This is a genomic window from Burkholderia sp. Bp9143, from assembly GCF_003853645.1.
Classification (GTDB): Bacteria; Pseudomonadota; Gammaproteobacteria; order Burkholderiales; family Burkholderiaceae; genus Burkholderia.
Genome location: NZ_QTPO01000018.1, coordinates 1 through 25,483 on the forward strand (window position 1 = coordinate 1; position 25,483 = coordinate 25,483).

Consider the following 25,483-nt stretch of genomic DNA (forward strand, 5'->3'; position numbering starts at 1 on the left):
TGATACCCAACGACAACTACCCCGTTGACCGGCCAAAATAGTTGTCGCTGACCGGCCGTGCTGCTTGACGCTCTCTACGCTATTGGAGCGAAGGAAACGTCGGTGCTGTTGCCATGGGCGTGCGACATGGGCTGGTCTGTGTCGGTTGCTGCTGGGCGCTAATGGCGGTGATGTTCGCCGTTGGTGCCATGAGCCTCACGTGGATGGCGCTACTGACTGTGTTTATGTTCGCCGAAAAGGTTCTGCCGCAGGGCAAAAAGCTAACGCTCCCGATCGCGTGCTTTCTTTGGGCCATGGGAATCTGGATCGCCGTTTCTCCCGGCACGGCGCCGCTTCTCAAGGATCCAATGATATTCGCCGGCCTCTGTCGCGCCCTCTGACCACGTGGCCGGAGTCGAGTTACTACATATGGCATTACGTCCCGTCATGGAAATCGGCATTGTTCTTTATCCGGGTGTGCAGCTTGCGGCTGTCCATGGTTTGACCGATCTTTTCGATGTCGCAGACCGTTTCGCCAAGCAGCACCATCGCGAGGAAAAGGCCTTTCTGAGAGTTAGCCAATGGCAAATCGAGGAGCCGGGTGCCACGCCAGTTCGGAGTCCCTCTAATGAGAACGGCGCCAACGTGCCACCTGATGTGCTTATCTTGCCTCCCTCCTTGGGCGGCCCGGTATCGCAAGAGGACGCAGCGCTGTTCGTCGACTGGCTGGTGAATCGCCATCGCGTGGGGACAACACTTGCTTCGGTCTGTGGGGGAGCTTTCGTTCTGGGGGAAACGGGTCTTTTGGCGGGACGATCGGTCACCACGCACTGGGCCCATGCCGACATTTTCCGGCAGCGGTTTCCGAAGGTGCGTCTCGACGTCGACAGACTCATCATCGATGACGGCGATTTCATCAGCGCGGGCGGCATGATGGCGTGGGTCGATCTCGGGTTGAAGTTGGTCGATCGCTTTCTTGGGCCAACCATCATGTCCGAGACCGCGCGCTTTCTGCTGGTCGATCCCCCGGGGCGCGAGCAACGCTACTACAGCGCCTTCTCTCCCAACCTGAATCATGGAGACGCTGCGGTACTCAAGGTGCAACATTGGTTGCAGGCCACGGGGGCGAGAGATGTGACTCTCGCGGCGCTCGCTTCGCATGCCGCTTTGGAGGAGCGAACGTTCCTGCGTCGATTCCGGAAGGCGACAGGCTTGACTGCAGTCGACTACTGTCAAAGATTGCGAGTAGCAAAAGCGCGCGAGTTGCTGCAATTCAGTACGACCCCCATCGAGACGATTGCCTGGGACGTCGGTTACGGTGACGCAGGCGCGTTCCGACGAGTATTTGTCCGGGTCACGGGGCTCACGCCCGGTGAATATCGCCGACGGTTCAAGGTCGGCCACTCGTAGGACGCGGATATGCTGATGCGGCGCCCTTCCTGTTTTTGACGGCCGGCCACGGTTGACACCTGAAGGTGCGCTTGCCTCAACCGATTGAGGGGCTGGAACGATGGGCCTCCTAGGAGATTCGGCCATGGCAACTGTACGTCTTTACGGAGCGGCTACAGGCAACTGTCGAAGGGCGGCTATTGCCCTGGAAGAGGCTGGCATTTCGTATTCTGTCATCCGGGTGGATCCGAGAGCCGGAGAGCACAAGACTGCAGCGTTTCGAACGCTTAACCCACGTGGCCTCGTCCCGGTCATGGTCGAAGCACGGAATGCGCAGCCGGATCTCGTCCTCACCCAGTCGAATGCGATCATGCTGCATGCAACGAGCCGAAGTCGGGAACGACTAATGCCCGACGCGGGGCCGGCAGCAAGCCTGTTTTTCGATCGGTTGTTCTATTCCATTACTAAAGTTATCGCGCCCAGCGGCAGTGCTTTCTCGCTAACACAAGACGGCCACAAACACAGCGCCGGATTACTCGCCCGCTGCTCCATCGAGGCGCTCGCTCAGGCCGAAGAACTCCTCAGCGACGCCCCATACATGACAGGTGACAGTTTCACGCTCGCCGACATCGCGGCCTACACGAGTGTCTTTGCCGCGAGGCATGACCTCGACTGGACGAGGCTGCCTCTGCTCGCCGCCTGGTACGCGAGGATCAATACGCGGCCCGCTGTCATCCGTGGCATGGGGGCTTTCTAGTGCGCCCCTCATCTACGCTCCAGGAGGCGCCGCATGGCTGCCCCGCATTGCGCACGAAATATCAAGGGAAACAGAACTTGCACATACGTGCATATGCACCAATAGTGACTAACACGAGCATATGTGCTTAATGTTCGAAAGGATCAAGACCATGAATGAGTCGACCATTCTCGTAAGCGGCGCAACCGGCCGTTGCGGCCGAATGAATGGCCGCGCCGAAAGGAGGGCGCATCGCCGATCCCTCCATTCGCTGCATCGTCTACCGAACGCACTCGCTTTGAACCGTCGCCCAGACGGCAATGCGTTTACCCCTGCCCCGCGGCGCGATGCTAGATGATGACCCATCCGCGATCCTGGAAGTCGCGGACGGTTGCTTCCACCCGGTTAGCCGCATCACGCAGGTCGGGTAGAACGTTGGCCGACAGATCCTCGGGCGTGCGCCTCGACCTGTGAGAGGCAAAGCTCATTGCGGCAATGACCCTGCCTGTCCGTTCCCGCAGCGGGACCGCAAGCGACAGCGTCCCGGGTTCCATTTCATCGATCGCCAGTGCGTAGTCCACCGTCCTGACCTGTTGCAGGGCAATCTTCAACGTTGCAACGTCCGTGATCGACGCCGGGCCTTGCGCCTTCAGCGTCACGCCGTCCAGCCGTCGATCCAGTTCCGCTTCCGGCAGGTTGGCGAGGAGAACCTTGCCGCTCGCCGAGCAATGGGCGGGAAGCCGGTCGCCAATGCCGAGCCGTGACGTAAAGATGCGACGTGTCGCGTCGCGGCACACGAACAGGATGTCGAGCCCCTCCAGCACGGAGATCGAGCACGCGTCATCGAGCCGGTCGGCGAATTGAAGAACCTCCGACGCAACCGTGCTCCAGAGGCTGCCTTTCGCCAGCATGCCGCGACCCAGGGACAACACCTTGGGCGACGAATTGTATTCGCCTCGGTCTTCGGCAACGTAGCCCAAATGCGTGAGCGTCAGCAGGATGCGGCGTGCCGCCGCGCGGCTCACGCCCATTGCAGTCGCGACTTCGCTGCATCCCAACGGGGCAGTCGCATCCGCCAGCACCTCGAGGCATGCAAGGCCTCTCGCGAGGGTTTGGGCGAAGTCCTGCTTCTGTAATTCCTTGGTCGAGTCCATAGCCGCCGATACCGAATGTCGTGCCCGATTGTCTCATGCGTGCGATAAACGCGCAATCGTGCGAAATATTAGGTGTTTTCCCGGAAACATTGAACCGAACGGCCCCGGATCAGGTTTGAAAAAATCCATACGGCTCCTTATAGGACGGGCATCTCGTGGGAATTTCACGTGTGTCGAGCGATTCATGTGCGATAAACGCACAAGCGCGCGATATGTTGACACTGATCGGGGCCACTCCTACACTGAACTCATCAACCGCATGTAGACGATGAACTTTTCAGGAGACGAACGAAATGGCACGTTGGCTCAAGCAGGGCATGGACGAAGCAGCGCGACGCGAGATCGACAGCAAGGTCAGGCAGACGGTCGAGGACGCGATTCGCGACGTCGAGGTCCGCGGAGACGAGGCGGTGCGGGAAATGTCGATCAGGTTCGACGGCCTCGATCGCGAGAGTTACCGGTTGACCGACCAGGAAATTCAGGCATGCCTGAGCGAGTTGTCGGAAGGCGAACTCGAGGACATCCGGTTTGCGCAGGCGCAAGTGCGCAACTTCGCGGAAATCCAGCGTGCGTCGATGCTCGATGTCGAGCAAGAGACACTTCCCGGCGTATTTCTCGGCCACAAGAACATTCCGATGAATTCGGTCGGTTGTTATGTGCCGGGCGGGAAATACCCGCTTCTCGCGTCGGCGCATATGTCGGTGCTCACGGCGAAGGTGGCTGGCGTGAAGCGTGTCGTGACGTGTGCGCCGCCGTTCAAGGGCAAGCCGGCGGCGGCGATCGTCGCCGCGCAGCATCTGGCGGGTGCTGACGAAATCTACGTGCTGGGCGGCATTCAGGCGATCGCGGCGATGGCCGTCGGTACGAAGACGATTCAGCCGGTCGACATGCTGGTCGGGCCGGGGAATGCCTTCGTCGCCGAGGCGAAGCGCCAACTGTTCGGGCGAGTCGGCATCGACCTGTTTGCGGGGCCGACGGAAACGCTGGTCATCGCCGACGACACGGTCGACGGCGAAATTTGCGCGATCGACCTTCTGGGTCAGGCGGAGCATGGCGCGAATTCGCCTGCGATCCTTCTCACGGTTTCGGAACAGCTGGCACGCGACACCCAGCGGGAGATCGAGCGCCTGCTCGACCTGATGCCCACGGGGCAGACCGCGCGTGCGGCGTGGAACGACTATGGCCAGATCATCGTTGCGGACGACTATGAAGACGCGCTGCGCGTGGCCGATGGCATCGCATCGGAGCATGTGCAGGTCATGACCGACCGTGACGACTGGTTCCTTGAAAACATGACGAACTACGGCGCGCTGTTTCTCGGGCCCCGGACCAACGTTGCGTATGGCGACAAGGTGATCGGCACCAATCACACGCTCCCCACGCTCAAGTCGGCGCGTTATACCGGCGGGTTGTGGGTCGGCAAGTTCCTCAAGACCTGCACTTATCAGTATGTGAAGACCGACGCGGCGACGACCCTGGTCGGCGAGTATTGCTCGCGTCTGTGTGCGCTCGAAGGGTTCGCCGGGCACGGCGAGCAGGCGAATATCCGCCTGCGCCGGTTCGGCGGTCTGGACGTCAAACCCTATACCGCCGCTCCCCGCACCGCGGCGAACGCAATCGGCTGAGCGGACGATCATGATGCTCCCAGTCACTCCTTCCATGCGTCTGGATGGCCGTCGTGCGCTGGTCACGGGCGCGGGCCGCGGCCTCGGCCTTGCCGCTGCGTGTGCGTTGGCCGCGGCGGGTGCCGAAGTGGTTCTGGCGGCCCGCTCACCGGAGGAGGTGAACGAGGCGGCGACGGCGATTCGCGAGGCTGGAGGCGAGGCGAGCGGCGTCGCGCTGGATGTTGTTGACCTGGATGCGACTTCGGCCTGGCTCGAGCGCTCGGCCGCCTTCGACATCCTCGTCAACAACGCCGGAACGAACCGGCCGGCCGCCTTCCTCGATACCGAAGCGAGCGACTACGACTTCGTGTTCGACGTCAATGTGCGCGCCGCATTCTTCGTTGCGCAGGCGGTGGCCCGAAAGCTGGTGCGCGAAGGGCGACCGGGCTCGATCATCAATGTGTCGTCCCAGATGGGGCACGTCGGTGCGGCGCGCAGAACCGTCTATTGCGCGACCAAGCACGCGGTGGAAGGCATGACCAAGGCAATCGCGGCCGAACTGGGCGAGCACGGGATACGCGTGAATACGATCTGCCCGACGTTTATCGAAACACCGATGACGAAGCCGTTTTTCGCCGACAGTGCATTTCGCGACTTCGTGCTCGGCAAGCTGAAGCTCGGCCGCCTCGGCGTACCCGAAGACATCATGGGCGCGGTCGTGTTTCTCGCCTCCGATGCGTCGGCGCTGATGACCGGATCCGCGTTGATGCTCGACAGCGGCTGGACGACCACGAGCTGACCCGCGCGCGCCCCCCAACAAAATCATTTGGAGACAATCAGGATGGAAACGGTTCGTTTGACCCTTGCACAAGCCATCGTCCGGTTTTTGATCGCGCAGAAGATCGATACGGACGGGGAAGTGCTGCCGCTGTTCTCGGGCGTGCACGCCATCTTCGGGCACGGCAACGTCACGTGCCTCGGCTCGGCACTGGAAGAGGTCCAGGACACGCTGCCGACTTATCGCGGTCAGAACGAGCAATCCATGGCGCTCGCGGCCGTGGCCTACGCTCGAGCCCGGCGGCGCAAGCAGATCCATGTCTGCTCGGCGTCGGTGGGCCCGGGGTCGTCGAACATGGTCACCGCCGCGGGCGTTGCATTGTCCGATCGCCTGCCCGTATTGCTCCTGTGCGGGGACAACTTCGCGTCGCGTTTTCCCGACCCGGTGCTGCAGCAGGTCGAGCATTTCCACGACCTGACGATCACCACGAACGATGCGTTCAAGGCGGTGTCGGCATTCTTCGACCGGATCACGCGCCCGGAGCAGATCCTCAGCTCGCTGCCGCAGGCCGTATCGCTGCTGCTCGATGCGGCCGATTGCGGGCCCGCCACGATTTCGCTTGCCCAAGACGTGCAGGGCGAGGCGTTCGACTACCCGGTCGAGTTCTTCAAGGAGCGCGTGCATCGCATCGAGCGCTATCAGGCGCCCGACATTCAGCTCGACGAAGCAGCCGAGATAATTCGTAATGCGAAGCGGCCGCTGATCGTTGCCGGCGGCGGCGTTCATTACTCGGGCGCCTGCGAGGAACTCGCCCGGTTCTCCGACGCGTTCGGCATTCCAGTCGTGGAGACCGTGATGGGCCGCTCGGCGCTTCTGCACGAGCATCGTCTCAACCTGGCTTCGATTGGCGTGATGGGGGGCCATGCAGGCAATCGGATCGCGGCGGAGGCCGACGTCGTCATCAACATCGGCACCCGTCTGGCCGACATGACCACGGGGTCGTGGAGCGTCTTCCGGAATGGCGACGTCCGGTTCGTCTCGCTCAACACCAACCGCTGCGACGCCAACAAGCATATGGCGCATCCGGTCGTCGGCGACGCGAAGCTCTCGCTGAACGGATTGAGCCGGCGGCTCGAGGGGTGGACCGCGCCGGCGGCGTGGGGCGCGCGTGCCGTCGAGGAAAAGGCTTTGTGGGACGCCATCGTCGAGCGGGATACGGCGTTTCGAGTGCAGCCGGTGCCGAACTACGCGCAGGTCATCGGCGCCGTTCAACGCAATGCCCGGCCGACCGACGTCATCGTTTCGGCAGCCGGCGGTTTGCCCGGGGAACTGTATTGCACGTGGAAGTCGGTCGGCGTGGGGACGTTCGAGTCCGAGTACGGCTTTTCCTGCATGGGGTACGAAATCGCCGGCGCGTATGGGCAGAAGATCGCCAATCCGGACCGCGAGATATTCGCCATGCTCGGTGACGGCTCGTACCTGATCATGAATTCCGACATTTATTCGTCGGTCCTGACCGGGAACAAGTTCATCTGCATCGTGTGCGACAACGGCGGGTTCGCCGTCATCAACCGCTTGCAGACGAGCAAGGGCGGCGCCGAGTTCAACAATCTCTTTGCGTCGTCGAAGCGTTCCGGCGATGTGCCGCGTATCGACTTCGCGATGCATGCCCGCTCGATGGGGGCGCTCTCGGAGAATGTCACGACGATCGCCGAGTTCGAAGCGGCGCTCGTGCGCGCGCGAGAAGCGGATCGAACCTATGTCATCGCGATTCGCACGCATCCGTACGAATGGGCCGAAGGCGGCTCCTGGTGGGATGTGGGCATGCCGGAGGTGACGCGTCGGGCATCGATCGAAGAAGCCCGCAACGCGCAGGAATCGCAGCGTGCCCATCAGCGCAAAGGTATCTAGGAGGCGCCATGACTGCGGCTAAGCGCGTTCTGGTGACCGGATCGACTGGAAACCTCGGAGCGAAGGCGATGGCAGCGTTGAACACGCTCGACAACCTCGAAGTCACGGGTATCGGGCGGAATTCGACGGGCGACCCGAACGTCATCACGGCCGATCTCGAGTGCTTCGACCGCTCGTGGGCGCAACACTTCGACGGGGTGGATGCCGTGCTGCATCTGGCGGCCGATCCGAAGCCGGTCGGCTCGTGGGATTCGATCACGCGGCTGAACATCGAACTGGCGCTGAACGTTTTTCGTGCGGCCGAGGAGGCGCACGTCAGGCGGTTCGTCTTCGCCAGTTCGAACTGGGTGCTGGGTGGGTATCGCTTCGGCGACGAGCGGCTGACCAGCGGACTCAGCCCGCGGCCTGTCAATCCGTATGGCGCGTCCAAGCTTTTCGTCGAGCGCTACGGTCTGGCTGCCGCCGAGCGCACCGGCATGTCGGTCATCTCGCTGCGCATCGGCTACTGCCAGCCCGGTGCGAACGTGCCCGGCCCGCATATGGCGTTCGGGCGTTGGGGCCAGGAAATGTGGCTGGGTAACGAAGATTGGGCGCAAGCGGTCATCCGGTCCGTATCGAGTCCGTACGAAGGCGCCGCGGTTCTCAATATCGTGTCCCGCAATCACGGCAGCCGGTGGGATCTGGACGAGGCGAAGGACACGATCGGCTACCTGCCGGTCCAGTCCCACCGGCCGATATTGACTGCAGGAAACCTGATGAAAGACCGGGGCGCCGCGCTACGCGAACGGTTCGTTCCGACGGGCGCGTCGGTGCCGCTTTTCGGCGCGCGCTGGTGAGACCGCTGGTGACACATGAGACAGACATGAAAAAGATACTTTGCATCCAACCGCTCCATCCCGAAGCGCTTCGCCTGCTCGATGCGCGAGCCGACGTCACCTATGAGGTCGTGACCGATTTCTCGCGCGAGAACCTGCTGAAGCACGTGAGCGACGCCAATGCGATCACGGTGCGCGACGCGCTGTTGCCCGCCGACGTTCTGGACGCCGCTCCGGGGCTTCGGATCGTATCGCGCCACGGTGTCGGTTACGACAATATCCCGGTCGAATACTGCACCGGACGGGGCATACCAGTGACCGTCGTCGGCGACGTCAATTCGAATTCGGTCGCCGAACACACGCTGTTCCTGATGCTGGCGGTCGCGCGCTCGGGGATCCAGCTGGATGCCGCGGTGCGCGCCGGAGACTTCTCGGCCCGCGCGAAGATTCCGTGCTTCGAATTGCGGGGCCGCAGGCTGCTTGTCATCGGGTATGGGCGAATCGGTCAGGAGGTTGCCGCGCGAGCGCGAGCCTTCGGCATGGACGTCCTCGTTTTCGATCCGTTCGCGAAGCAGGCGAATTTCCCGGGTGTTGCGTTCGCGAACACCCTCGACGAGGGGTTGGCAAGCGCCAACATCGTGACGCTGCACGTGCCGCTCGCACCTGAAACACGCAACCTGATCGGCGCGCGTGAGCTCGCGCTGATGCCGGCAGGCGCCGTTCTGATCAACAGCGCGCGTGGCGGCATCGTCGACGAGGCGGCGCTCGCCGAGTCGATCAGGAATGGGCATCTGCGCGGAGCGGGTATCGATACGTTCGCGGTCGAGCCGCTTTCCGCCGATTCACCGCTTGCCAGCGAGAAAAACGTCGTGCTGAGTCCGCACTCGGCGGCGCTCAGTACTGAAGCCCTGATCGGCATGGGCGTGATGGCGGTGAGGAATGCGCTGGCCGGCCTCGACGGGAATCTCGATCCCGCGCTGGTCGTGAATCGTTCGGTTCTCAATGATGAGGTGTCCAATGCGTCCAAATAAGGTGCGCGATTGCTGGGAACGCGGCGCCGCCGCGGTATCGGCGTGGCTGTCGATCGGCAATAGCTACAGCGCCGAAATGATCGGGTGGAGCGGCGTCGATTGCGTCACGGTGGATCTTCAGCACGGCATGACCGACGTTCAGACGATGATCGGCATGCTGCAGGCCATTTCCGCCACGCCCGCGACGCCGTTCGTGCGGGTTCCGGATTGCGATCCCGCGCTGCTGATGAAGGCCCTCGACGCGGGCGCTTACGGCGTCATTTGCCCGATGATCGACAACGCGGAGCAGGCGCGCGCATTCGTCGCCGCGACACGTTATCCGCCGCACGGCGACCGTAGTTTCGGTCCGTCCCGAGGGCTGCTCTATGGCGGTCCGGATTATTTCGAGCACGCGGACCGGACCATCGTTCGCCTGGCCATGATCGAAACCGTCGCCGGCCTCGATGCAGTGGAGGAGATCGTTGCGGTCGATGGCCTGGACGGCATCTTCATCGGGCCCAACGACCTGGGACTGACATTGGGCAAGGGCACGGCCTCGGACCCGACCGATCCGGTCGTGCTGGCGGCAATCGAACGATGCAGGGAAGCTGCCCGGCGCGAGAACAAGCATCTCGGCATTTTCTGCCCGTCGGGCGCGGTCGCTGCACGCTGGTCCGCGCAGGGATTCGATTTCGTCGTGCCCAATAGCGATGCCAATCATCTCAAGGCGGCGACGGCGGCCGAGGTGCGGGCGGCGCGCCAGCATCACCGGACATAAGAAATCCGTCACGGCGAGCGGCATCGACGGACGGGTGAGCTTGCCGAACAGCGTTGAAGGCGGAAGCCCGATCAAAGTGAGTGGAGGAGACGTGTACGAGACTGTCAATGAAAAGCGACTGATCGATCGATTGACGCTGCATCTGATGCCGCTGTTGGGGCTGCTTTACCTCATGGCGTACATCGACCGGCAGAACGTGAGCTACGCCAAGCTGCAGATGGTCGATAGCCTGCACATGAGCGAGGTCAGCTACGGACTCGGTGCATCGCTTTTCTTTATCGGGTACCTGCTGTTCGAGGTGCCGAGCAACATGGCGCTGTATCGCGTCGGCGCACCGCGCTGGCTCGCGCGAATCATGCTGACCTGGGGTGCGGTGACGCTGATGCTGGCTTTTACCCGCAACGCGCCGATGTTCTACGTTTTGCGCTTTTTGCTCGGTGCCGCGGAAGCGGGCCTGTATCCGGGGATCATCTATTACATAACGTTGTGGTTCCCGGCGCGCCATCGGGCCAGGATCATGGGTTACTTCGTGCTGGGGAGCGCGGTCGGCAACATGTCCGGTGCCGCGATCTGCGGCGCGCTCCTCGACCTGCAAGGACTCTGGGGGCTGCATGGCTGGCAATGGGTATTCATTGCGACCGGTCTCCCGCCCGTCGCCCTGGCGTTCGTCACGTGCTTCCTGTTGCCCGCCGGTCCGGCCGCGGCCCGGTTTCTCAGTCACGACGAGCGGGCGTGGCTTGCCCAGGAGTTGAAAAAGGATGCGGCGGGACATCCGGCGCACGGCCCGGTGCTCAAGGTTCTGGTCGATCGCCGCGTGCTGCTCCTCTCCGGCTATTTCATGATGGTGTCGATGTCGATCGCGGCAGTGAGCTATTGGATGCCCACCCTCGTGAAAGGGTTCGGCGTGTCGAATACGGCGAACGGACTGCTCGGCACGATCCCGTGGCTGATCGTGACCGCGATCCTGATGTCGCTTCCCAAGCGTATGGGAAGCGGAGCGAAGCTGCTCAAGGGAATCGCCATTGCCGCCTCCATCGGCGCCGTCGCCTTCGTGTGCAGTGCCTTGTTCCCGAACAACGCATGGAGATTCGCAGCGTTGTGCGTGGCCGCTCCGTGCATGTACATCATCGTGCCGTGCTTCTGGACGTTGCCAGCCGAATTCCTGTCTGGCGCACGGGCCGCGGCGGGAATCGCGGCAATCAACTCGATCGGGAACATGGGCGGCTTCCTGGCGCAAAACCTCGCGCCGTGGATTCGCAACCAGACCGGCAGCGCCGCGGCGCCGATGCTGATGCCGGCGGTTTGTCTGTTCATCGTTCTGGGCGGGACGCTGGTGATGCTGGCCCGGCGCGGACGAGAGGGTACGGATGCCATGCCGGCCTGCTCATCTGCTCAGACTGCTCGAACCGGAGGTATTGCGCATTAACGTGCCCATCAATTGTCGTAGACCGAAAAACTATCGATATCAGGAGACGAAGATGTTGAATGCATGGAAGAAACTCAAGACCCTCGTGCTGGCCGGTACCCTGGCGGTCGCCGCGGCGCATGCCGGTGCCGCGGAGTCGGAGAAGATCATTCTGATCACGCATGGCCTCGCGAGCGATCCGTACTGGAATATCGTCAAGCACGGCGCCAACGACGCAGCCAAACAGCTGGGCGTTACCGTCGAGTACCGTTCCCCGCCTACGTTCGACATGGTGCAAATGTCGAATCTCATCAATGCGGCCGTGAATCAACGACCGGCGGGCATCATCGTCAGCATCCCAGATGCAAACGCGTTGAGCGGTGCAATCAAAAACGCCGTGGCGTCCGGCATCCCGGTGATCTCGGTGGACTCGGGCGCGGATGTGGCAGCGAAGTTCGGCACGCTCCTTCACATCGGACAACCTGATTACCCGGCCGGCAAGGCGGTAGGGGAGCGCCTGAAGGCGTTGGGCCTGAAGAAGGCCATCTGTATCAATCACGAAGTGGGCAATACGGCGCTCGACGATCGTTGCCGCGGCGTGAAGGACGGATTCGGCGGCAATGTGACGGTGCTGCCGACGACCGCCGACTTCCAGCAGGTGAAGGCCAAGGTCGCTGCCGCGCTCGCACAGGATCCCTCGGTCGACGCGGTCGTCGCGCTGAGCGCGGGTCAGTCCGGCGAGCCGGCCGTGGCCGCCGCACAGGAGTCGAAGCGCGCGAATCTGAAGGTGGTGTCGTTCGATCTCTCGCCGGGCTTTCTGAAAGATGTGGCCGAAGGCAGGGCGCTCTTCGCCGTCGAGCATCAGCCCTATCTGTTCGGTTACCTCGGCACGGTCTTGCTGGTCAACGAAATCCGCTATGGCCTGCTTCCGACCAACAAGGTCATCGAGACGGGGCCCAAGTTCATCACCAAAGCCGATGCGCAGCGCGTGACGAGTCTGTCCGCGAAGGCCATCCGGTAACAGGAGGAAACCATGCAACACATTCGTGCTTCGAGAGCGCCAGCCATGCCGGATGAGCGACTCAAGAACGTCTCGCAGCTCCGGCGCCTGATGCGGCGCCCCGAGCTTGGCGCAATGGCGGGCCTCATTCTGGTGGGTCTGTTTTTCTTCGCGACGGCAAGCAGCTCGATGTTTTCGGTCGCCGGGATCATGAACTTCATGACGCCCGCCTCGCAACTGGGCATTCTGGCCATCGGCGCGGCGCTGCTCATGATCGGCGGGGAGTTCGACCTTTCGATCGGATCGATGATCGCGTTTGCGGGGCTTGTTTTCGGCACCTGTCTGGTGGTGTTCCACCTGCCGCTCGTCATCGCGATCGGTGTCACGTTTCTGGTGGCGGCCCTGTTCGGCGCGATCAACGCGCAGATCGTTCTGCGCACCGGGCTGCCATCCTTCATCGTGACGCTGTCGTTTCTGTTCATGCTGCGCGGGCTCACGCTGGTGGGCCTGAAGAAGGCGACGGGCGGGCTGACCCAGCTTCGGGACATCACCGAAGCAGCGGATGGCTCGTGGCTCGTTCACGTGTTCTCCGGCAATGCCCTGACAGGGCTGTTCAGCTGGCTCGCCCAGCACGACCTGATCGCGACGTTCCCGAATGGCGAGCCGAGCGTGAAAGGCGTGCCTGTTTCGGTGTTGTGGTTTATCGGCCTGACCATCGTCGCGACGGTCATCCTGGTCCGGACCACCTTCGGCAACTGGATCTTCGCGGTCGGCGGCGACACGGCAGCGGCCCGCAATTCGGGGGTGCCGGTCACCCGCGTCAAGCTCATCCTGTTCATGACGACGGCCTGCTGCGCCGCGCTGGTCGCGGTGCTGACGGTGCTGGACGCCGGATCCACCGACGCGAGTCGCGGGTTCCAGAAAGAGTTCGAGGCCATTATCGCGGCGGTCATCGGCGGGTGCCTGCTGACGGGTGGGTACGGCTCCGTCATCGGCGCGTTTATCGGCTCGCTCATCTTCGGCATGGTGGTCATCGGTTTGAGTTACACGGGCATCGACCAGGACTGGTACCAGGTGTTCCTGGGCGCCATGCTGCTCGTGGCCGTGCTTTTCAATAATGTCGTGCGCAAGCGCGCGACGGGGGAGCGTTAAATGGAAGCCACGCCACTTATCGAAGCTCGCAATCTCGTCAAGCACTTCGGTTCGGTGATCTCGCTGAACGGCGTGTCGCTGACGGTGTACCCGGGCGAGGTCCTGTGCCTGCTGGGTGACAACGGGGCAGGCAAGTCGACGTTGATCAAGACGCTGTCCGGCGTACACAAGCCGACCTCCGGTGAACTGTTGGTCAGCGGCAAGCCGGTCGAGCTGGACAGTCCACGGGATGCGCTGGATCAGGGCATTGCGACGGTGTATCAGGATCTCGCGATGATTCCGCTCATGTCGATCGCGCGCAATTTCTTCATGGGGCGCGAACCGAAGAAGGGTTTCGGACCGCTCAAGTTCTTCGACGCGCAGCATGCGCTCAAGGTGACGCGCGAGGAGATGCTCAAGATCGGTATCGACGTGCGCGATCCGGAGCAGGCCGTCGGCACGCTGTCGGGCGGTGAGCGGCAGTGCGTGGCGATTGCCCGTGCGGTCTACTTCGGCGCAAAGGTCCTGATCCTGGACGAACCGACCTCGGCGCTCGGTGTGCGTCAGACCGCGATGGTGCTGCGCTACATCAATCAGGTCCGGGCAAAGGGGCTGGGCGTGATCTTCATCACGCACAACGTGCGTCACGCGCATACCGTGGGCGATCGGTTCGTCATTCTCAAGCGCGGCACGACGCTCGAGACGCGCAAGCGCGGCGACGTGACCCTCGAAGAGCTTTACAACCTGATGGGCGGAGGCGACGAGCTCAACGAAATTGCCAACGATGTCAACGAAAGCAGCATCAGTCGCAGTCGCGATGCGGTATCGCATTGAGTAAGGCCATTCACGTGGGGGGAGGACGTTGCTCGTCCGAAGCCCGCTGTTTCCAAAACCAGATTCAAGGAACGTTTGAAATGTCAGTGATTCGAGTCGGAATGATCGGCGCCGGTTGGATGGGGCGTGCGCACGCGGCAGCGTTCGAGAGTGCGACACGCATTTTCGGTACCGAACCCGCAACACTCAAGATTGTTGCAGTGGCAGACGTGAGCGAGGCAGCAGCCGGCGACTTCGCGCAACGTTTTGGCGTCGACCGCTGGACGACGGATTGGCGCACGGTGGTGAACGATCCCAACATCGACGTGATCGATATCACCACGCCCAATGACGTGCATCCGGAAATCGCGCTGGCCGCGATTGCGGCGGGCAAGCACGTCTATTGCGAGAAGCCGATGGCGAACTCGGCCGCCGAAGCCAAGGCCATGCGGGACGCCGCGGAGGCCGCGGGGGTTGTCACCATGGTCGGCTTCAACTACCTCTGCAGTCCTATTCAAGCGTATGCGCGCCAGCTCGTGCAGTCCGGTGCGCTCGGCGAGATTTTCCATTTTCGCGGCATGTTCGACAACGACTACATGGTCGGGCCGGAGTTTCCGTTCACCTGGCGCACCGATGCCGCGGTGGCCGGCCGGGCCGGCGCGCTGGGCGACATGGCCAGTCACGTGCTGAGTCTCGCGCACTACCTGGTCGGTGATGTCACCGAGGTATGCGGCACCCGTCAGGTTCTGCATGCCGAACGCAAGACGGCCGCGGGCGTGGTGCGCAAGGTCGAGAACGACGATCTGGCGCAGTTCGTCTGTCGCTTCGAGAATGGCGCGTCGGGTTATATCGAGGCCAGCCGCATCGGCACCGGCCGGAAGCTCTATCTCGCCTACGAAATCCAGGGCACGAAGGGTTCGCTGCTGTTCGATCAGGAGCGCATGAACGAGCTCTACTTCTACCGACAGACCGACGATCCGGCCGAGCGCGGCTACAAGCGGATTCTGGCGGCACCCGAGCATCCCGACTATGCGGCCTTCTTCGGCCTGCAGGGGAATCCGCTCGGTTACAACGACCTCAAGATCATCGAGGCGCGTCGCCTCATCGAGTCCGTCGCGCTCGGACAACGCTGGATCGCCGATTTTTCGTTCGGCTATCGCGTGGACCGCGTGGTCGAAGCCGTACTGACTTCCGTCGAACAGAACCGTTGGGCCAGCACCGAGGAGATTGCATGATGTCGTCGAACTACCGTCTTGCCAATGCGCCCTGCTCGTGGGGCGTGGACTTTGCCGATCGACCGGAAAACCCGGCCTGGACCCGTGTGCTCGACGAGGCTGCCGCCTCGGGATTCGCGGCCATCGACCTGGGGCCGGTCGGCTATCTTCCCACCGACCCGGTGCGTCTCGCGCATGAACTCCGCGAACGCGGACTGGGCCTGTCCGCGGGCGGCCTGTTCGATCCGCTCACCGATGCCGCGGCCTTGCCGAAGGTCCTCGACAAGACCCGCAGGACCTGCGAAATCCTGAAGGCACTCGATGCGCCGCGCCTGGTGATCATCGACTGCGTGTCCGCCGAACGCGGCAGGACGGCCGGGCAGTCGGCCGCCGCGCCGCGGCTCTCCGATGCGGAGTGGGGGGCGATGATGCAGCGGATCATTCAGATCGCGCTGATCGCACGGGACGAGTACGGCGTGAAGTCGTATCTGCATCCGCATGCGGGCTGCTACATCGAGTTCGAGGACGAAGTCGATCGCGCGATGCGTGATCTTCCCGAAGACCTCGTGGGTCTCTGCGTCGATACCGGTCACTCGGCGTATGCGGGAATCGATCCGGTGAAACTGATCGAGCGGTACGGTTCGCGAATCGGTCACATGCACTTCAAGAACATCGACCGCGACGTGCACGCTCGATGCGTCGCGGAGGGTGTCGATTTCTTCAGCGCGATTGCGCGCGGTGTCTTCTGTCCGCTGGGCAAAGGCGTCGTCGATTTCGTGGCCGTGCGCGATGCCTTGAGCCGGATCGGCTACAAGGGGCTGGCGGTGGTCGAGCAGGACGTCGATCCGTCGGGCGCCGCGTCGCCTTTCGACAACGCGCGCGAGAGCTACGACTATCTGGAATCGGTCGGCATCGCGCCTGCACGCAGGTCCGTCGCATGAATGCAACCTGTCTGGTCGACGCACGCAATACCCTGGGGGAAGGGTGCGTCTGGGATCCGCGCGACGACAGCCTGTACTGGACGGACATCGAGGAGAGCCGGATCCATCGGCTGTCCTCCACGCAGGAGGTCACGTCGTACGCGCTGCCCGAGCGGGCCGGTTTCATCTTGCCGCGCAAGGATGCCGGATTCATCGTCGGTCTGGCGAGCCGGATCGCCCGGGTCGACGCGGGATTCTCGCGCTTCGACACCGTGACGGAAGTGGAGCCGGCCCTTGCGCAAACCCGTGTGAACGACGCGGCGGTCGACCCGTTCGGGGGGATCGTGTTCGGTACCTTCGACGAGCGTGACAGGCAGCCCGTGGCGAGCCTGTACCGGCTGTCCCCCGAGGGCGAACTGCGACAGCTGCTTCGCGACATTACGATCAGCAACGGGATCGCGTTCTCGCCGGACGGGCAGATCATGTATTTCGCGGACACGCCCGTCGGTGTCATCCGGCGGTTCAAGGTCGGCGCGGCGTTCGCAAGCCTCGACGAGATCGAGCCGCTGGCCGCCGCGCAGGTGGCGCCCGGCTCGCCGGACGGCGCCATCGTGGATCGCGAGGGCGGCTACTGGAGTGCCCGCGTGTGGGGCGGATGTGTCGTGCGCCTGTCCGCCGACGGCGCGGTGACGGATCGGATCGACCTGCCGACGAAAGGCCCCACGTGCGTGGCATTGGGCGGCCCGGCCGGCAATCGTCTTTTCATCACGACGCTGCGCGTGAGGCACACGCAAGAAGAACTCGAAAGTGCCCCGCATGCGGGCGGACTGTTCGTCGCCGATGTCGCCGTGCCCGCGCAGTCGCCGCGACTCGCGTTGCTTTAGAGAGAACATCACCATGTCGAAAAAAGTACGGATTTGCGTCTTCGGTGCGGGCCGCATGGGCGAGCGGCACATTGCGAACGTCGCGGCGAACGAGCGCGCCGAACTCGCGTACGTCGTCGATACGGATCTGTCCCGTGCGACGGCGCTGGCTGAAAAATATGGTTCACGGGCAGTCGACCAGCCGTCGGCGGCCTTGTCGGACCCGAGTGTCGACGCGGTCATGATTTCGTCCGCGACGAATACGCACGTCGACCTGATCGTCGCGTCGGCCAAGGCGGGGAAGGCGATTCTGTGCGAAAAGCCGATCGATCTCGACATGTCGAGGGTCGATATGTGCGCGAAGGCGATCGAGGGCTGCAACGTCCCCATCATGATCGGCTTCCAGCGCAGATTCGATGCGACGCACCTCGCCGTGAGCGACGCGGTCAGGCGCGGCGAGGTCGGTGACGTCGAGGTCATCTCGATCGTCAGCCGCGATCCGAGCCCGCCGCCGGCTGCGTACATTGCCGTCTCCGGCGGCCAGTTTCACGACCAGATGATTCACGATTTCGATCTGGCGTTATGGCTGTCGGGCGCGACAGGACGCGTCGAAGTCTTCGCGATGGCCAGCAATCTGGTCGATCCCGCGATCGGTGAACTGGGCGATTCCGACACGGCTCAAGTGACGTTGAGATTCGAGAACGGCGCATTTTGTCGCATCGATTGCAGCCGGCGCGCTGCCTATGGATACGATCAACGGGTGGAAGTGTTCGGGTCGAAGGGCATGGTATGTTCCGCCAATCCCAGCCGCACCGCGATCGAGCGATATTCGGCGCACGCCACCTCCGCCCGCGACGTGCTCAACCCGGGCTTCATGGAACGCTATTGGCCAACTTACGCGGCGGAACTCGATGCGTTCCTGGACGTCGTGTGTGGCACTGCACGCGCTGCGCCCGACTTAGAAAGCGGTCGGCGCGCGCTGCTGCTTGCCGATGCGGCGCGTGAGTCCAGCAGGGCCGGGCGGATCGTCGTGGTCGACATCGGCTCCGGCGAGCACCGCTGAAGATTCGATCCGATGGTTCCTCCTCCGGCGCGCTTCGACGCACCGTGCCGGGGAGGCCCGCGGCGTATTTTTCGACGAGTCAGCACGATGTCGACCGGCTGGCTGGAGTCCCGGGTGCCAGTCGCCGCTCGAGCGGTCTCGGATGATCGACCGATCCGGATGCCGGCCGTGGAAATGCCTTGATCATCCGATTTCATGGCCGCATGAATTGCCATCTGGCGTCCACCAGTTGGCTCGCATTGCAGTTGGATCATTCAGTCTTCATCTAATTAAATAGGATGGCTGATAAAAATGACTGAGAGACGCATTGAGGAATTTTCCGATATTGACGGCGAATCTCTTCAACGCGTGAACATGGTGGTGGCTTTGAAGTGACTGTAACGGCCCGCTAGAGGCCAGGATGTTGTCAATGGAGATCTTTTCGTTAAGGAAAACGAAATGTACAGGAAATCGGTGTGTGGCCTCATTTTGTCCGCCGGATTATGCGGCGCTCACGCGCAGAGTAGCGTGACGCTGTACGGGCGGGTTGCTTCCGGACTTGATTTCGTCACGAACGTGGCGACGCCAAGCGGTCAATCAAAGACCAACTATCGTTTCGGAAGCAATCAGTACGGGATCAGCTGGTGGGGATTGACGGGCAAGGAAGATCTTGGCGGCGGGTTGAAAGCGGAATTCAAACTCGAAAGCATGTTCACCGCCGGAACGGGTCAGTTGCCCGGGCAAAGCCTGTTCAACCGATACGCGTACGTAGGCCTCGGCAAGGACGGTTGGGGAAGCGTGTGGGCAGGCCAGGTCATGAGTCTGACCGACGAGACCGGATTCTATCTCGACCCGTTCGGGCAGCAGGCAACGGGTATCGCGAACTTTGCCAAGGGGCGTGCGTGGGGTTCGCGTTCCAATACGTTGACCTATAACTCGCCGAAATGGGCAGGCTTCTCGTTCCGTCTTCAGAACGGCTTCGGCAACCAGGCCGGAAATTTCCGCGGGAGCCGGCAGTTCAGCGGAAGCGCGGCCTATTCTCTCGGTGACTTCAACGCATACGGGGTCTACGAGGAGATCCGCGACGCCAACGGGAAATTCTCGGATCCCTACACCGCATCGCGCGAATACATGATTGGCGGTACCTATCAGTTCGGCGCGCTGAAGGTTTACACGGGGTATCAGGCGCTGGTCTCATCCGGGCGCGATACGGTCGTCAGTTCGGACAATCCGTCGGGCGCCACGCGGAACGAACAGGAATGGCTGGGGGCAACCTATCAGGCGAACGCCGCGTTGGCATTCCAGGCAGGGTGGTACCACGGCAACGCGAATCACGGCGGCGGCAGCGGAAACCTCGGGGTGGTCGGCGCGACGTACAGCCTGTCGAAGCGCACGTTCGTGTATGCGACGTTCGGCGCCATGTTCAATGGCCGGACGTCAAACTTCCCGGTCGAAACGGCGGATTCCTTGCCGTTGCCGGGGCACAACCAGCAAGGCGGGTACTTCGGCATGATGCACTACTTCTGAAATGTGACGGAGGCCAGGAGGACGGGCGTGTCGGTGCCGGTCCTTCATCGGCGGGGCGCCCCGTTTTCGCGGGGCGCTTTGGTCATGCAGGAATCGGACCGGCGGCGAGCGCGCTTATTTTCCGACCTCGACGGCACGGCTTCGCGGCAGTCTCCCATGGAGCAAGACAAATCATGAGTAAGCGAATTCTTTTCGAGAACACCCTCGCCCGCCACGTCGCAACCGGCCAGCCGAGACTTCCTGGCGCGGCGAACGACAGCGCCTCAACGCCCGCGTCCTCGTATGCGAAGCTTCTCGAGGGGCCCGTTTCCAAGATCGCCGGTAACGTACCCGAGCGCGCAGACGCCACCTCGGTTGCGATATTGGGCTATAACTGATGCCTCGCGAGCAGGGTGTCGGGGCTGCTTGCTTCCGGTTGCGCGGTGTCCGGCAGAAAGTGAGAGAAGCACGCTGTCACGCTTGACGGCCATGGCCGGGGAACGGTGCGCCGCTTCCCGCCCAAGTGCGACCGAATCGGCAAGGCAAAGGGAATCGAGTTCGGCGCAAACAATTACAAAACGTAATGAGATGTTATATCATCTCAAAATCGATCGGTCGCGCATATTCTCGTGATTCGTTGCTTTGACTGCCCAGGTGAGGCCGTTGAACAAGTCCCGATTCGACGTTCTCCACTCCGTACCTTTGCTCAATGTCTCCTCGTTCCATTCCTGTTGCGCTTGTTGCGCCAGCGAACGGCGGCGCTCGCTTGATCGCGATCGATGCGCTGCGCGGTCTTGTGATGCTGCTGATGCTCATCGATCACGTTCGCGAAACGTTCTTCCTGCATCGACAGGTGTCGGATCCGATGGATGCGCTGAGCGTTGATCCGTCGCTGTTCTTCACGCGACTCACGAGCCAGATTTGCGCGCCGGCGTTCGTATTCCTCACCGGCCTCTCCGCATGGCTGTACGGTCGCGACCGTCCGGTCGCCACCACGACGGCCTTCCTCGTCAAGCGTGGCGCATTCCTGATCTTTCTCGAGCTGTCCTTCGTGTCCTTTGCGTGGACCGCGGAATTCCCGCCGTCGACGCTCTGGTTGCAGGTCATCTGGGCAATCGGTTTTTCGATGCTCGTACTGGCGGCGCTGTTGCGCCTGCCACGGGCAGGGCAGTTCGTGCTTGGCGTCGCGATTGTCGCCGGGCACAACCTGCTCGATGGCTTCCGGCTCGAGCCGAACTCGACCGGCTTCGTGCCGTGGGCAATCCTGCATCAGCGCGCGTTCGTCGATCTGTGGGATGGCATCAAAGCGCGCACCAGCTACCCCGTTCTGCCGTGGATCGGCGTGATCCTGCTCGGCTACGCGGCCGGCCCATGGTTCGCGCGTGGCGTCGCGCCCGGCGCGCGGGCCCGACGGCTGATCGTGCCTGGCATCGCATTGGTCGCCGCCTATGTCGGGCTGCGCTGGCTGAACGTGTATGGCGACAAGCCATGGATCGCGACCGGTGACGCGCTACGCACGACGATGAGCTTCCTTGCCGCGACGAAATATCCGCCGTCGCTGATGTTCCTGCTGCCAACGCTGGGCGCCACGTTGCTGTTGCTCGCATGGTTCGAACGGCGCGACCGTTGCCCTGTCGCGCAGCGGCTCGCGATACTCGGTGGCGCGCCGATGTTCTTCTACTTGCTGCACCTGTACGTGCTCAAGGTGCTCTACCTGGTCGCACTCGCGACGTTCGGCGCGAATCAAGGAAAGTACTTCGGTTTCGATGCGCTATGGGGCATCTGGCTGACCGCGGCGCTTCTGATCGTTCCGCTGTACTGGCCAGCTGCGTGGTTCGCGCGGCTCAAGCAAGGCCGCAAGGATATCGGATGGCTGAAGTATCTGTGAGCGTCCGGACGAGCCCGCGTGCCGCGATGCACGCCAGCGTCGCGCTCGCGCTGCTGGCGGTTGACGACGCGGGCGCATCGTCGGTCGCGCTTTACGGGATTGTCGACACGAGCGTCGTCTACACACGTGGCAGCGGCACGGCCGGCGGAATCGAACTGCAGAGCGGCAGCTTGTCCGGTTCGCGTGTTGGCGTGAAGGGCGTCGAGCCGCTGCGCGGTGGTGCGGCGGCGTTGTTCCAGCTTGAGAACGGCTTCAATGCGGTGAACGGCCGAGCGAACCAGGGCCGCCGGCTGTTCGGTCGCCAGAGTCATGTGGGTTTGCGCACGTCCGGCGGGCACACACTGATTGCCGGGCGGCTGTACGACCCGCTGACCGATCTCGTGCAGCCGCTCCAGGGAGACGGTTATCTCGGCCAGACATTCTCGACACCGGGTGACGTCGACAACGCTGACGCCAGCGCGCGGTTGAATCACGCATTCAAGTGGTCGAGCCCGCGTACGGCCGGCTGGCAGGCGTCAGCGCTCGTGTCGCTCAACGGTGTGCCGGGCTCGACGGGTTCCGGGCTTGCGCATGGTGCGGCGGTCGCGTATCGGCGCGGTGCGTTCGCGGCTGCGGCCGGTTATCTGCACGTCGACCTCGGTCATCAGATGCACGGGAAACGCGGTGAGTCCAGTGCGGATTCACTGTTCAACAGCGCCGTCAATGCCGCCTATGCGTCGGCGGCTTCCGCGCATATCGTCCGCATCGCGGCGCAATACGCGTTGGGTGCGATGACCTTTGGCGGCTACTACAGTGACGCGCGCTACCGGCCCGATGGGGCATCGCGGTTCGCGCGCACGCAGGTGTTCCGCAACGCCTCCGTTTATGGCGTCTGGCAGGCTACGCCGGCACTCATGGCCGTCGTTGCGTTCAACCAGTTGCATGCATCCGGAGATTCGGCGGCGCGTTATCGACAATTGAGCGCGGGAGCGAGCCTGTTTCTCAGCAAGCGAACCGATCTCTACGCGATGGGCGGTTACGCGCATGCCGATGGCGTGAACGGACGTGGTGCCGCGCAGGCTGTCATCGGTGCGACCGGGATCGATGCAAACGGATCGTCCCAGCTCCGGCTGAATGCCGGATTGCGCCATCGCTTCTAGCCGTCCTCGCCATGGTCCGGATGCAGGCTGCCGCGTTGACCATCGCTCCTGCTGCCGCTCAATTCCGCCCGGTGGCAAGCTGACGGCTGCGGTATCCCCATTGCGGTCCGTTGCCGCTTGAGCTGACCGTGGGCAAGCCGTGTTCCGCCGGCATGTATACGCCGGCCGTCTATCCGCGGCGTCGAAATGGATGCGCGGTAGGCGGCCGGTCGTGGAGTCGCACGTCAGTGCGGGATATCGACGATGCCGTTCGCCACCTGGATCGCATTCGCGGCGGGCACGCTCGCGATCGGCGGCAGATTCGCCACGGCGAGCTGCGGCGCCTGTCCGGGCACGCCGCCACGCGGTGTCGTCCGAACCACTTGCGACGGCGGCAACGGCGTCCCGCGCGTCAGGTGATCCCACATCAGGTTCAGCGCCTGCAGATAGTAGTAGTGAACCGGGATGAAGCGCGTATCGAAGCCGGCCACGGACAGGAACGCGTCGAAGTGCTGGCCATTCGTGATTTCATAGAACGACAGCGGGCTATGCGCACCGTCGGCGATGCTGTTCTGCGCAAGATACGCGCGTGACGCATGGTTGACTGGAACGAGCGCATCGCTGCGGCCCTGCACGATGATGGTCGGCTTGTTCTGCAATTTGCCCGTCACCCGCACGGCCGAGACGCTGGCCGCCATCGCCGGATTGCCTTGCGCCCACAGCGCGTGCAGGCACGCGGCGCCCGCGTAGCTCGCGTCACCGGTGGCGAGCCGATGGTCCGTCGCCCCGTTCGTGCCGGCGTTGTAAACGAGATTGATGCCGTTCGTCGGCGGCACGCCGTTGCCCGTGCCGAAGATGTTGAGCATCGGCGAACTACCGGCAGGTGCCGCCGCTGCGCCCGAGGCATTCGTCGTGCCGAAGCTGAAACCGCACAGGTTGTCGGTGACGCTCGAACGCGTATAGGCATTCGCATAGGTGACCGCGACGGCCGGCACGGCCTGCGAATCCCACATCGGTGCCTGCAGGAAATCCGAATCGGTTTCATAGCCCGCCGCATGCAATTGCGCGAGCGCACTCGAAGCCTGGCTTTGCAGGTCGCTGCCGGAAATGACGCCCGCCGCCGCGAGGGACGAGCAGCGTGCCGCACGGATCGCATTCGTGGTGGCGCGCGGCAGCGCGCTCAAATACGGTGCCGTAGCGAGTTCGCTGGCGGCCGCGGCACACGGCTGAAGCAGGTTCGCGAGCGTCATGTAATCCGCCAGCGGTTTGCCGGCGGAACTGATCGCCGAACCGCCTTCGCGGACCTGCGCGCCCGCGCCCATGTTCACGTTGACCTGCGGTTCGCCGACGACCACGGCCGTGATCCAGCCTTGCGTGTCCTGCTCGGCGGCAGCGAGCGACGCACCGCCGCCGTTGCTGACCGATGCGGCGATCGTCGCAATGCTGCCGGGAAGATAGCGGACGCCGCGACGTGCCCCGTCCAGCAGCGGCCCGAATTGCTGGTTGAGTGCCCAATAGGCGAACTGCACGGCCTCGAGCGTGTCCTTCCCCCAGCTCTGCTCCGGGTTCTGCTGCGAATGCGCATGCTTGAACGCGTAGCGGTTCGGGAAGTCGCGGTTGTATGCCGCGAGTGCCGCTGCACCCACGTTGGCGGTGAAGATGCTGCGATGCCCGGCCGATGCGGCGCCGGCGAGTGTCCCGTCGATCAGTGTGACGGTATCGGTCGCGAGTTCGTGCGCGCCGTTCCCGGTGCCCTTGTCGGTATAAGCGACCGCGCAGGCGCGTTTGAGGCCCCATTCGCCGGCCGCCGAAATCGCGCCGTATACGCCGCGCGAGCCCGACGAGGTCGCGGTGACGATACAGGGATGGACCGGATCGAACCCGGCGGGCACCTGGACGAGCAGGCTGACGTTTTGCGTGCCGCTGCCGTCGTCGGCGAACGCGAGATACTCGGTGCCGGCGATCTTGCCTTCCCCGAGCGTGTCGTTGCCGGCGAGATCGACATTGGGCCCCCAGAAGCGGCCATACCCGCCGTTGGACGACATGTCGACCAGCGCCCGATAGTTGGACCAGATGGCCAGCCGGCGCAACTCGGCCGCAGTGGGGCTGGCGGCATTCGCGAACGAGGGCGGCGTTGCCGACGCGAGTCCTGTTTTACCCAGGCCGCCTGTCAGCAGGTCGTCCGCATTGCCGTCGTAGGTCGTGGTTCGAACGTCTCCGGCGACAAAGGCCGGCAATTGATTGGCCTGCGGCTTGACGGTGTCGTCGCCGTTGCATCCGGCAAGGGCCGTCGTTGCCAGCACGGCGGCGCACATCGTCGTGAATGCGGATACGGGATGGCGTTGCCGGGTGGTCGCCGTGTCGTGTGTCATGCATGTCTCCGTTCGTCGCATTGTTTGTGTCGGACTTCGTCGACGAGCAGAGGAGCA

Annotated in this window: 22 protein-coding genes and 1 pseudogene; 21 read left to right on the forward strand and 2 right to left on the reverse strand. The window is 63.2% G+C overall.

Features of this window, described 5'->3' with window-relative positions; translation table 11 throughout:
• Positions 1–86: 86 nt before the first annotated feature.
• The 3 genes and pseudogenes from DIE23_RS15510 to DIE23_RS15520 all read left to right on the forward strand — a co-directional run.
• Positions 87–380: pseudogene (locus tag DIE23_RS15510) on the forward strand (DUF2182 domain-containing protein); the annotation flags it as partial.
• A 28-nt stretch (positions 381–408) separates the two neighbouring features.
• On the forward strand, positions 409–1,389 hold the full coding sequence (locus DIE23_RS15515; RefSeq protein ID WP_124612938.1) for a GlxA family transcriptional regulator: 981 nt from the start codon (positions 409–411) through the stop codon (positions 1,387–1,389).
• A 124-nt stretch (positions 1,390–1,513) separates the two neighbouring features.
• Positions 1,514–2,125 (forward strand): glutathione S-transferase family protein, encoded by a 612-nt coding sequence (locus tag DIE23_RS15520; RefSeq protein ID WP_185646462.1) that lies wholly within the window; start codon positions 1,514–1,516, stop codon positions 2,123–2,125.
• A gap of 329 nt (positions 2,126–2,454) precedes the next feature.
• On the opposite strand, the gene DIE23_RS15525 is transcribed toward DIE23_RS15520, so the two are convergent.
• Complete coding sequence (locus tag DIE23_RS15525; protein ID WP_124612940.1) at positions 2,455–3,258, reverse strand: IclR family transcriptional regulator C-terminal domain-containing protein; 804 nt, start codon at positions 3,256–3,258, stop codon at positions 2,455–2,457.
• A 293-nt stretch (positions 3,259–3,551) separates the two neighbouring features.
• Between DIE23_RS15525 and hisD the strand changes: the two genes are divergently transcribed.
• The 18 genes from hisD to DIE23_RS15615 all read left to right on the forward strand — a co-directional run bounded on the left by hisD (position 3,552) and on the right by DIE23_RS15615 (position 23,075).
• On the forward strand, positions 3,552–4,883 hold the full coding sequence (hisD, locus tag DIE23_RS15530; RefSeq protein ID WP_124612941.1) for a histidinol dehydrogenase: 1,332 nt from the start codon (positions 3,552–3,554) through the stop codon (positions 4,881–4,883).
• A gap of 34 nt (positions 4,884–4,917) precedes the next feature.
• Positions 4,918–5,661: an SDR family oxidoreductase gene (locus tag DIE23_RS15535; RefSeq protein WP_311767817.1), complete on the forward strand. Its 744-nt coding sequence runs from the start codon at positions 4,918–4,920 to the stop codon at positions 5,659–5,661.
• A gap of 42 nt (positions 5,662–5,703) precedes the next feature.
• The gene (gene iolD / locus DIE23_RS15540) at positions 5,704–7,551 is read left to right on the forward strand and encodes a 3D-(3,5/4)-trihydroxycyclohexane-1,2-dione acylhydrolase (decyclizing) (RefSeq protein ID WP_124612942.1); all 1,848 of its coding nucleotides are present in this window, start codon (positions 5,704–5,706) and stop codon (positions 7,549–7,551) included.
• Positions 7,552–7,559: 8 nt separating this feature from the next.
• Complete coding sequence (locus DIE23_RS15545; RefSeq protein ID WP_185646463.1) at positions 7,560–8,387, forward strand: NAD(P)-dependent oxidoreductase; 828 nt, start codon at positions 7,560–7,562, stop codon at positions 8,385–8,387.
• Complete coding sequence (locus DIE23_RS15550; RefSeq protein WP_124612944.1) at positions 8,384–9,397, forward strand: hydroxyacid dehydrogenase; 1,014 nt, start codon at positions 8,384–8,386, stop codon at positions 9,395–9,397. Before DIE23_RS15545 ends, DIE23_RS15550 begins: the two co-directional genes overlap by 4 nt.
• The gene (locus DIE23_RS15555; RefSeq protein WP_124612945.1) at positions 9,384–10,154 is read left to right on the forward strand and encodes an HpcH/HpaI aldolase/citrate lyase family protein; all 771 of its coding nucleotides are present in this window, start codon (positions 9,384–9,386) and stop codon (positions 10,152–10,154) included. Before DIE23_RS15550 ends, DIE23_RS15555 begins: the two co-directional genes overlap by 14 nt.
• Before the next feature lie 145 nt (positions 10,155–10,299).
• Complete coding sequence (locus DIE23_RS15560; RefSeq protein ID WP_124613033.1) at positions 10,300–11,580, forward strand: MFS transporter; 1,281 nt, start codon at positions 10,300–10,302, stop codon at positions 11,578–11,580.
• A 52-nt stretch (positions 11,581–11,632) separates the two neighbouring features.
• Positions 11,633–12,580 carry a substrate-binding domain-containing protein gene (locus DIE23_RS15565; protein ID WP_124612946.1) on the forward strand — a complete coding sequence of 316 codons (948 nt, stop codon included), beginning with the start codon at positions 11,633–11,635 and terminating at the stop codon, positions 12,578–12,580.
• Between the two features lie 12 nt (positions 12,581–12,592).
• A complete protein-coding gene (locus DIE23_RS15570; RefSeq protein ID WP_124612947.1) occupies positions 12,593–13,711 on the forward strand; it encodes an ABC transporter permease in 1,119 nt (372 codons plus the stop codon).
• On the forward strand, positions 13,712–14,524 hold the full coding sequence (locus DIE23_RS15575; RefSeq protein WP_124612948.1) for an ATP-binding cassette domain-containing protein: 813 nt from the start codon (positions 13,712–13,714) through the stop codon (positions 14,522–14,524).
• 101 nt (positions 14,525–14,625) lie between these two features.
• Complete coding sequence (locus DIE23_RS15580) at positions 14,626–15,738, forward strand: Gfo/Idh/MocA family protein (protein ID WP_185646464.1); 1,113 nt, start codon at positions 14,626–14,628, stop codon at positions 15,736–15,738.
• On the forward strand, positions 15,735–16,658 hold the full coding sequence (locus DIE23_RS15585) for a TIM barrel protein (protein WP_124612950.1): 924 nt from the start codon (positions 15,735–15,737) through the stop codon (positions 16,656–16,658). The genes DIE23_RS15580 and DIE23_RS15585 overlap by 4 nt, the downstream gene beginning before the upstream one ends.
• The gene (locus DIE23_RS15590; protein WP_185646465.1) at positions 16,655–17,521 is read left to right on the forward strand and encodes an SMP-30/gluconolactonase/LRE family protein; all 867 of its coding nucleotides are present in this window, start codon (positions 16,655–16,657) and stop codon (positions 17,519–17,521) included. The genes DIE23_RS15585 and DIE23_RS15590 overlap by 4 nt, the downstream gene beginning before the upstream one ends.
• Before the next feature lie 13 nt (positions 17,522–17,534).
• Positions 17,535–18,563 (forward strand): inositol 2-dehydrogenase, encoded by a 1,029-nt coding sequence (iolG, locus tag DIE23_RS15595; protein ID WP_124612952.1) that lies wholly within the window; start codon positions 17,535–17,537, stop codon positions 18,561–18,563.
• Between the two features lie 438 nt (positions 18,564–19,001).
• A complete protein-coding gene (locus DIE23_RS15600; protein WP_124612953.1) occupies positions 19,002–20,069 on the forward strand; it encodes a porin in 1,068 nt (355 codons plus the stop codon).
• A gap of 173 nt (positions 20,070–20,242) precedes the next feature.
• Positions 20,243–20,446, forward strand: a complete 204-nt coding sequence (locus tag DIE23_RS15605) for a hypothetical protein (RefSeq protein WP_124612954.1) — start codon at positions 20,243–20,245, stop codon at positions 20,444–20,446.
• A gap of 311 nt (positions 20,447–20,757) precedes the next feature.
• Positions 20,758–21,936: a DUF1624 domain-containing protein gene (locus DIE23_RS15610; protein WP_124612955.1), complete on the forward strand. Its 1,179-nt coding sequence runs from the start codon at positions 20,758–20,760 to the stop codon at positions 21,934–21,936.
• Positions 21,918–23,075, forward strand: coding sequence for a porin (locus DIE23_RS15615; RefSeq protein WP_124612956.1), 1,158 nt, complete (start codon positions 21,918–21,920; stop codon positions 23,073–23,075). The genes DIE23_RS15610 and DIE23_RS15615 overlap by 19 nt, the downstream gene beginning before the upstream one ends.
• 224 nt (positions 23,076–23,299) lie before the next feature.
• Here DIE23_RS15615 and DIE23_RS15620 read toward each other — a convergent pair whose 3' ends face one another.
• Positions 23,300–25,369 (reverse strand): D-(-)-3-hydroxybutyrate oligomer hydrolase, encoded by a 2,070-nt coding sequence (locus DIE23_RS15620; protein ID WP_124613034.1) that lies wholly within the window; start codon positions 25,367–25,369, stop codon positions 23,300–23,302.
• Positions 25,370–25,483: the final 114 nt, after the last annotated feature.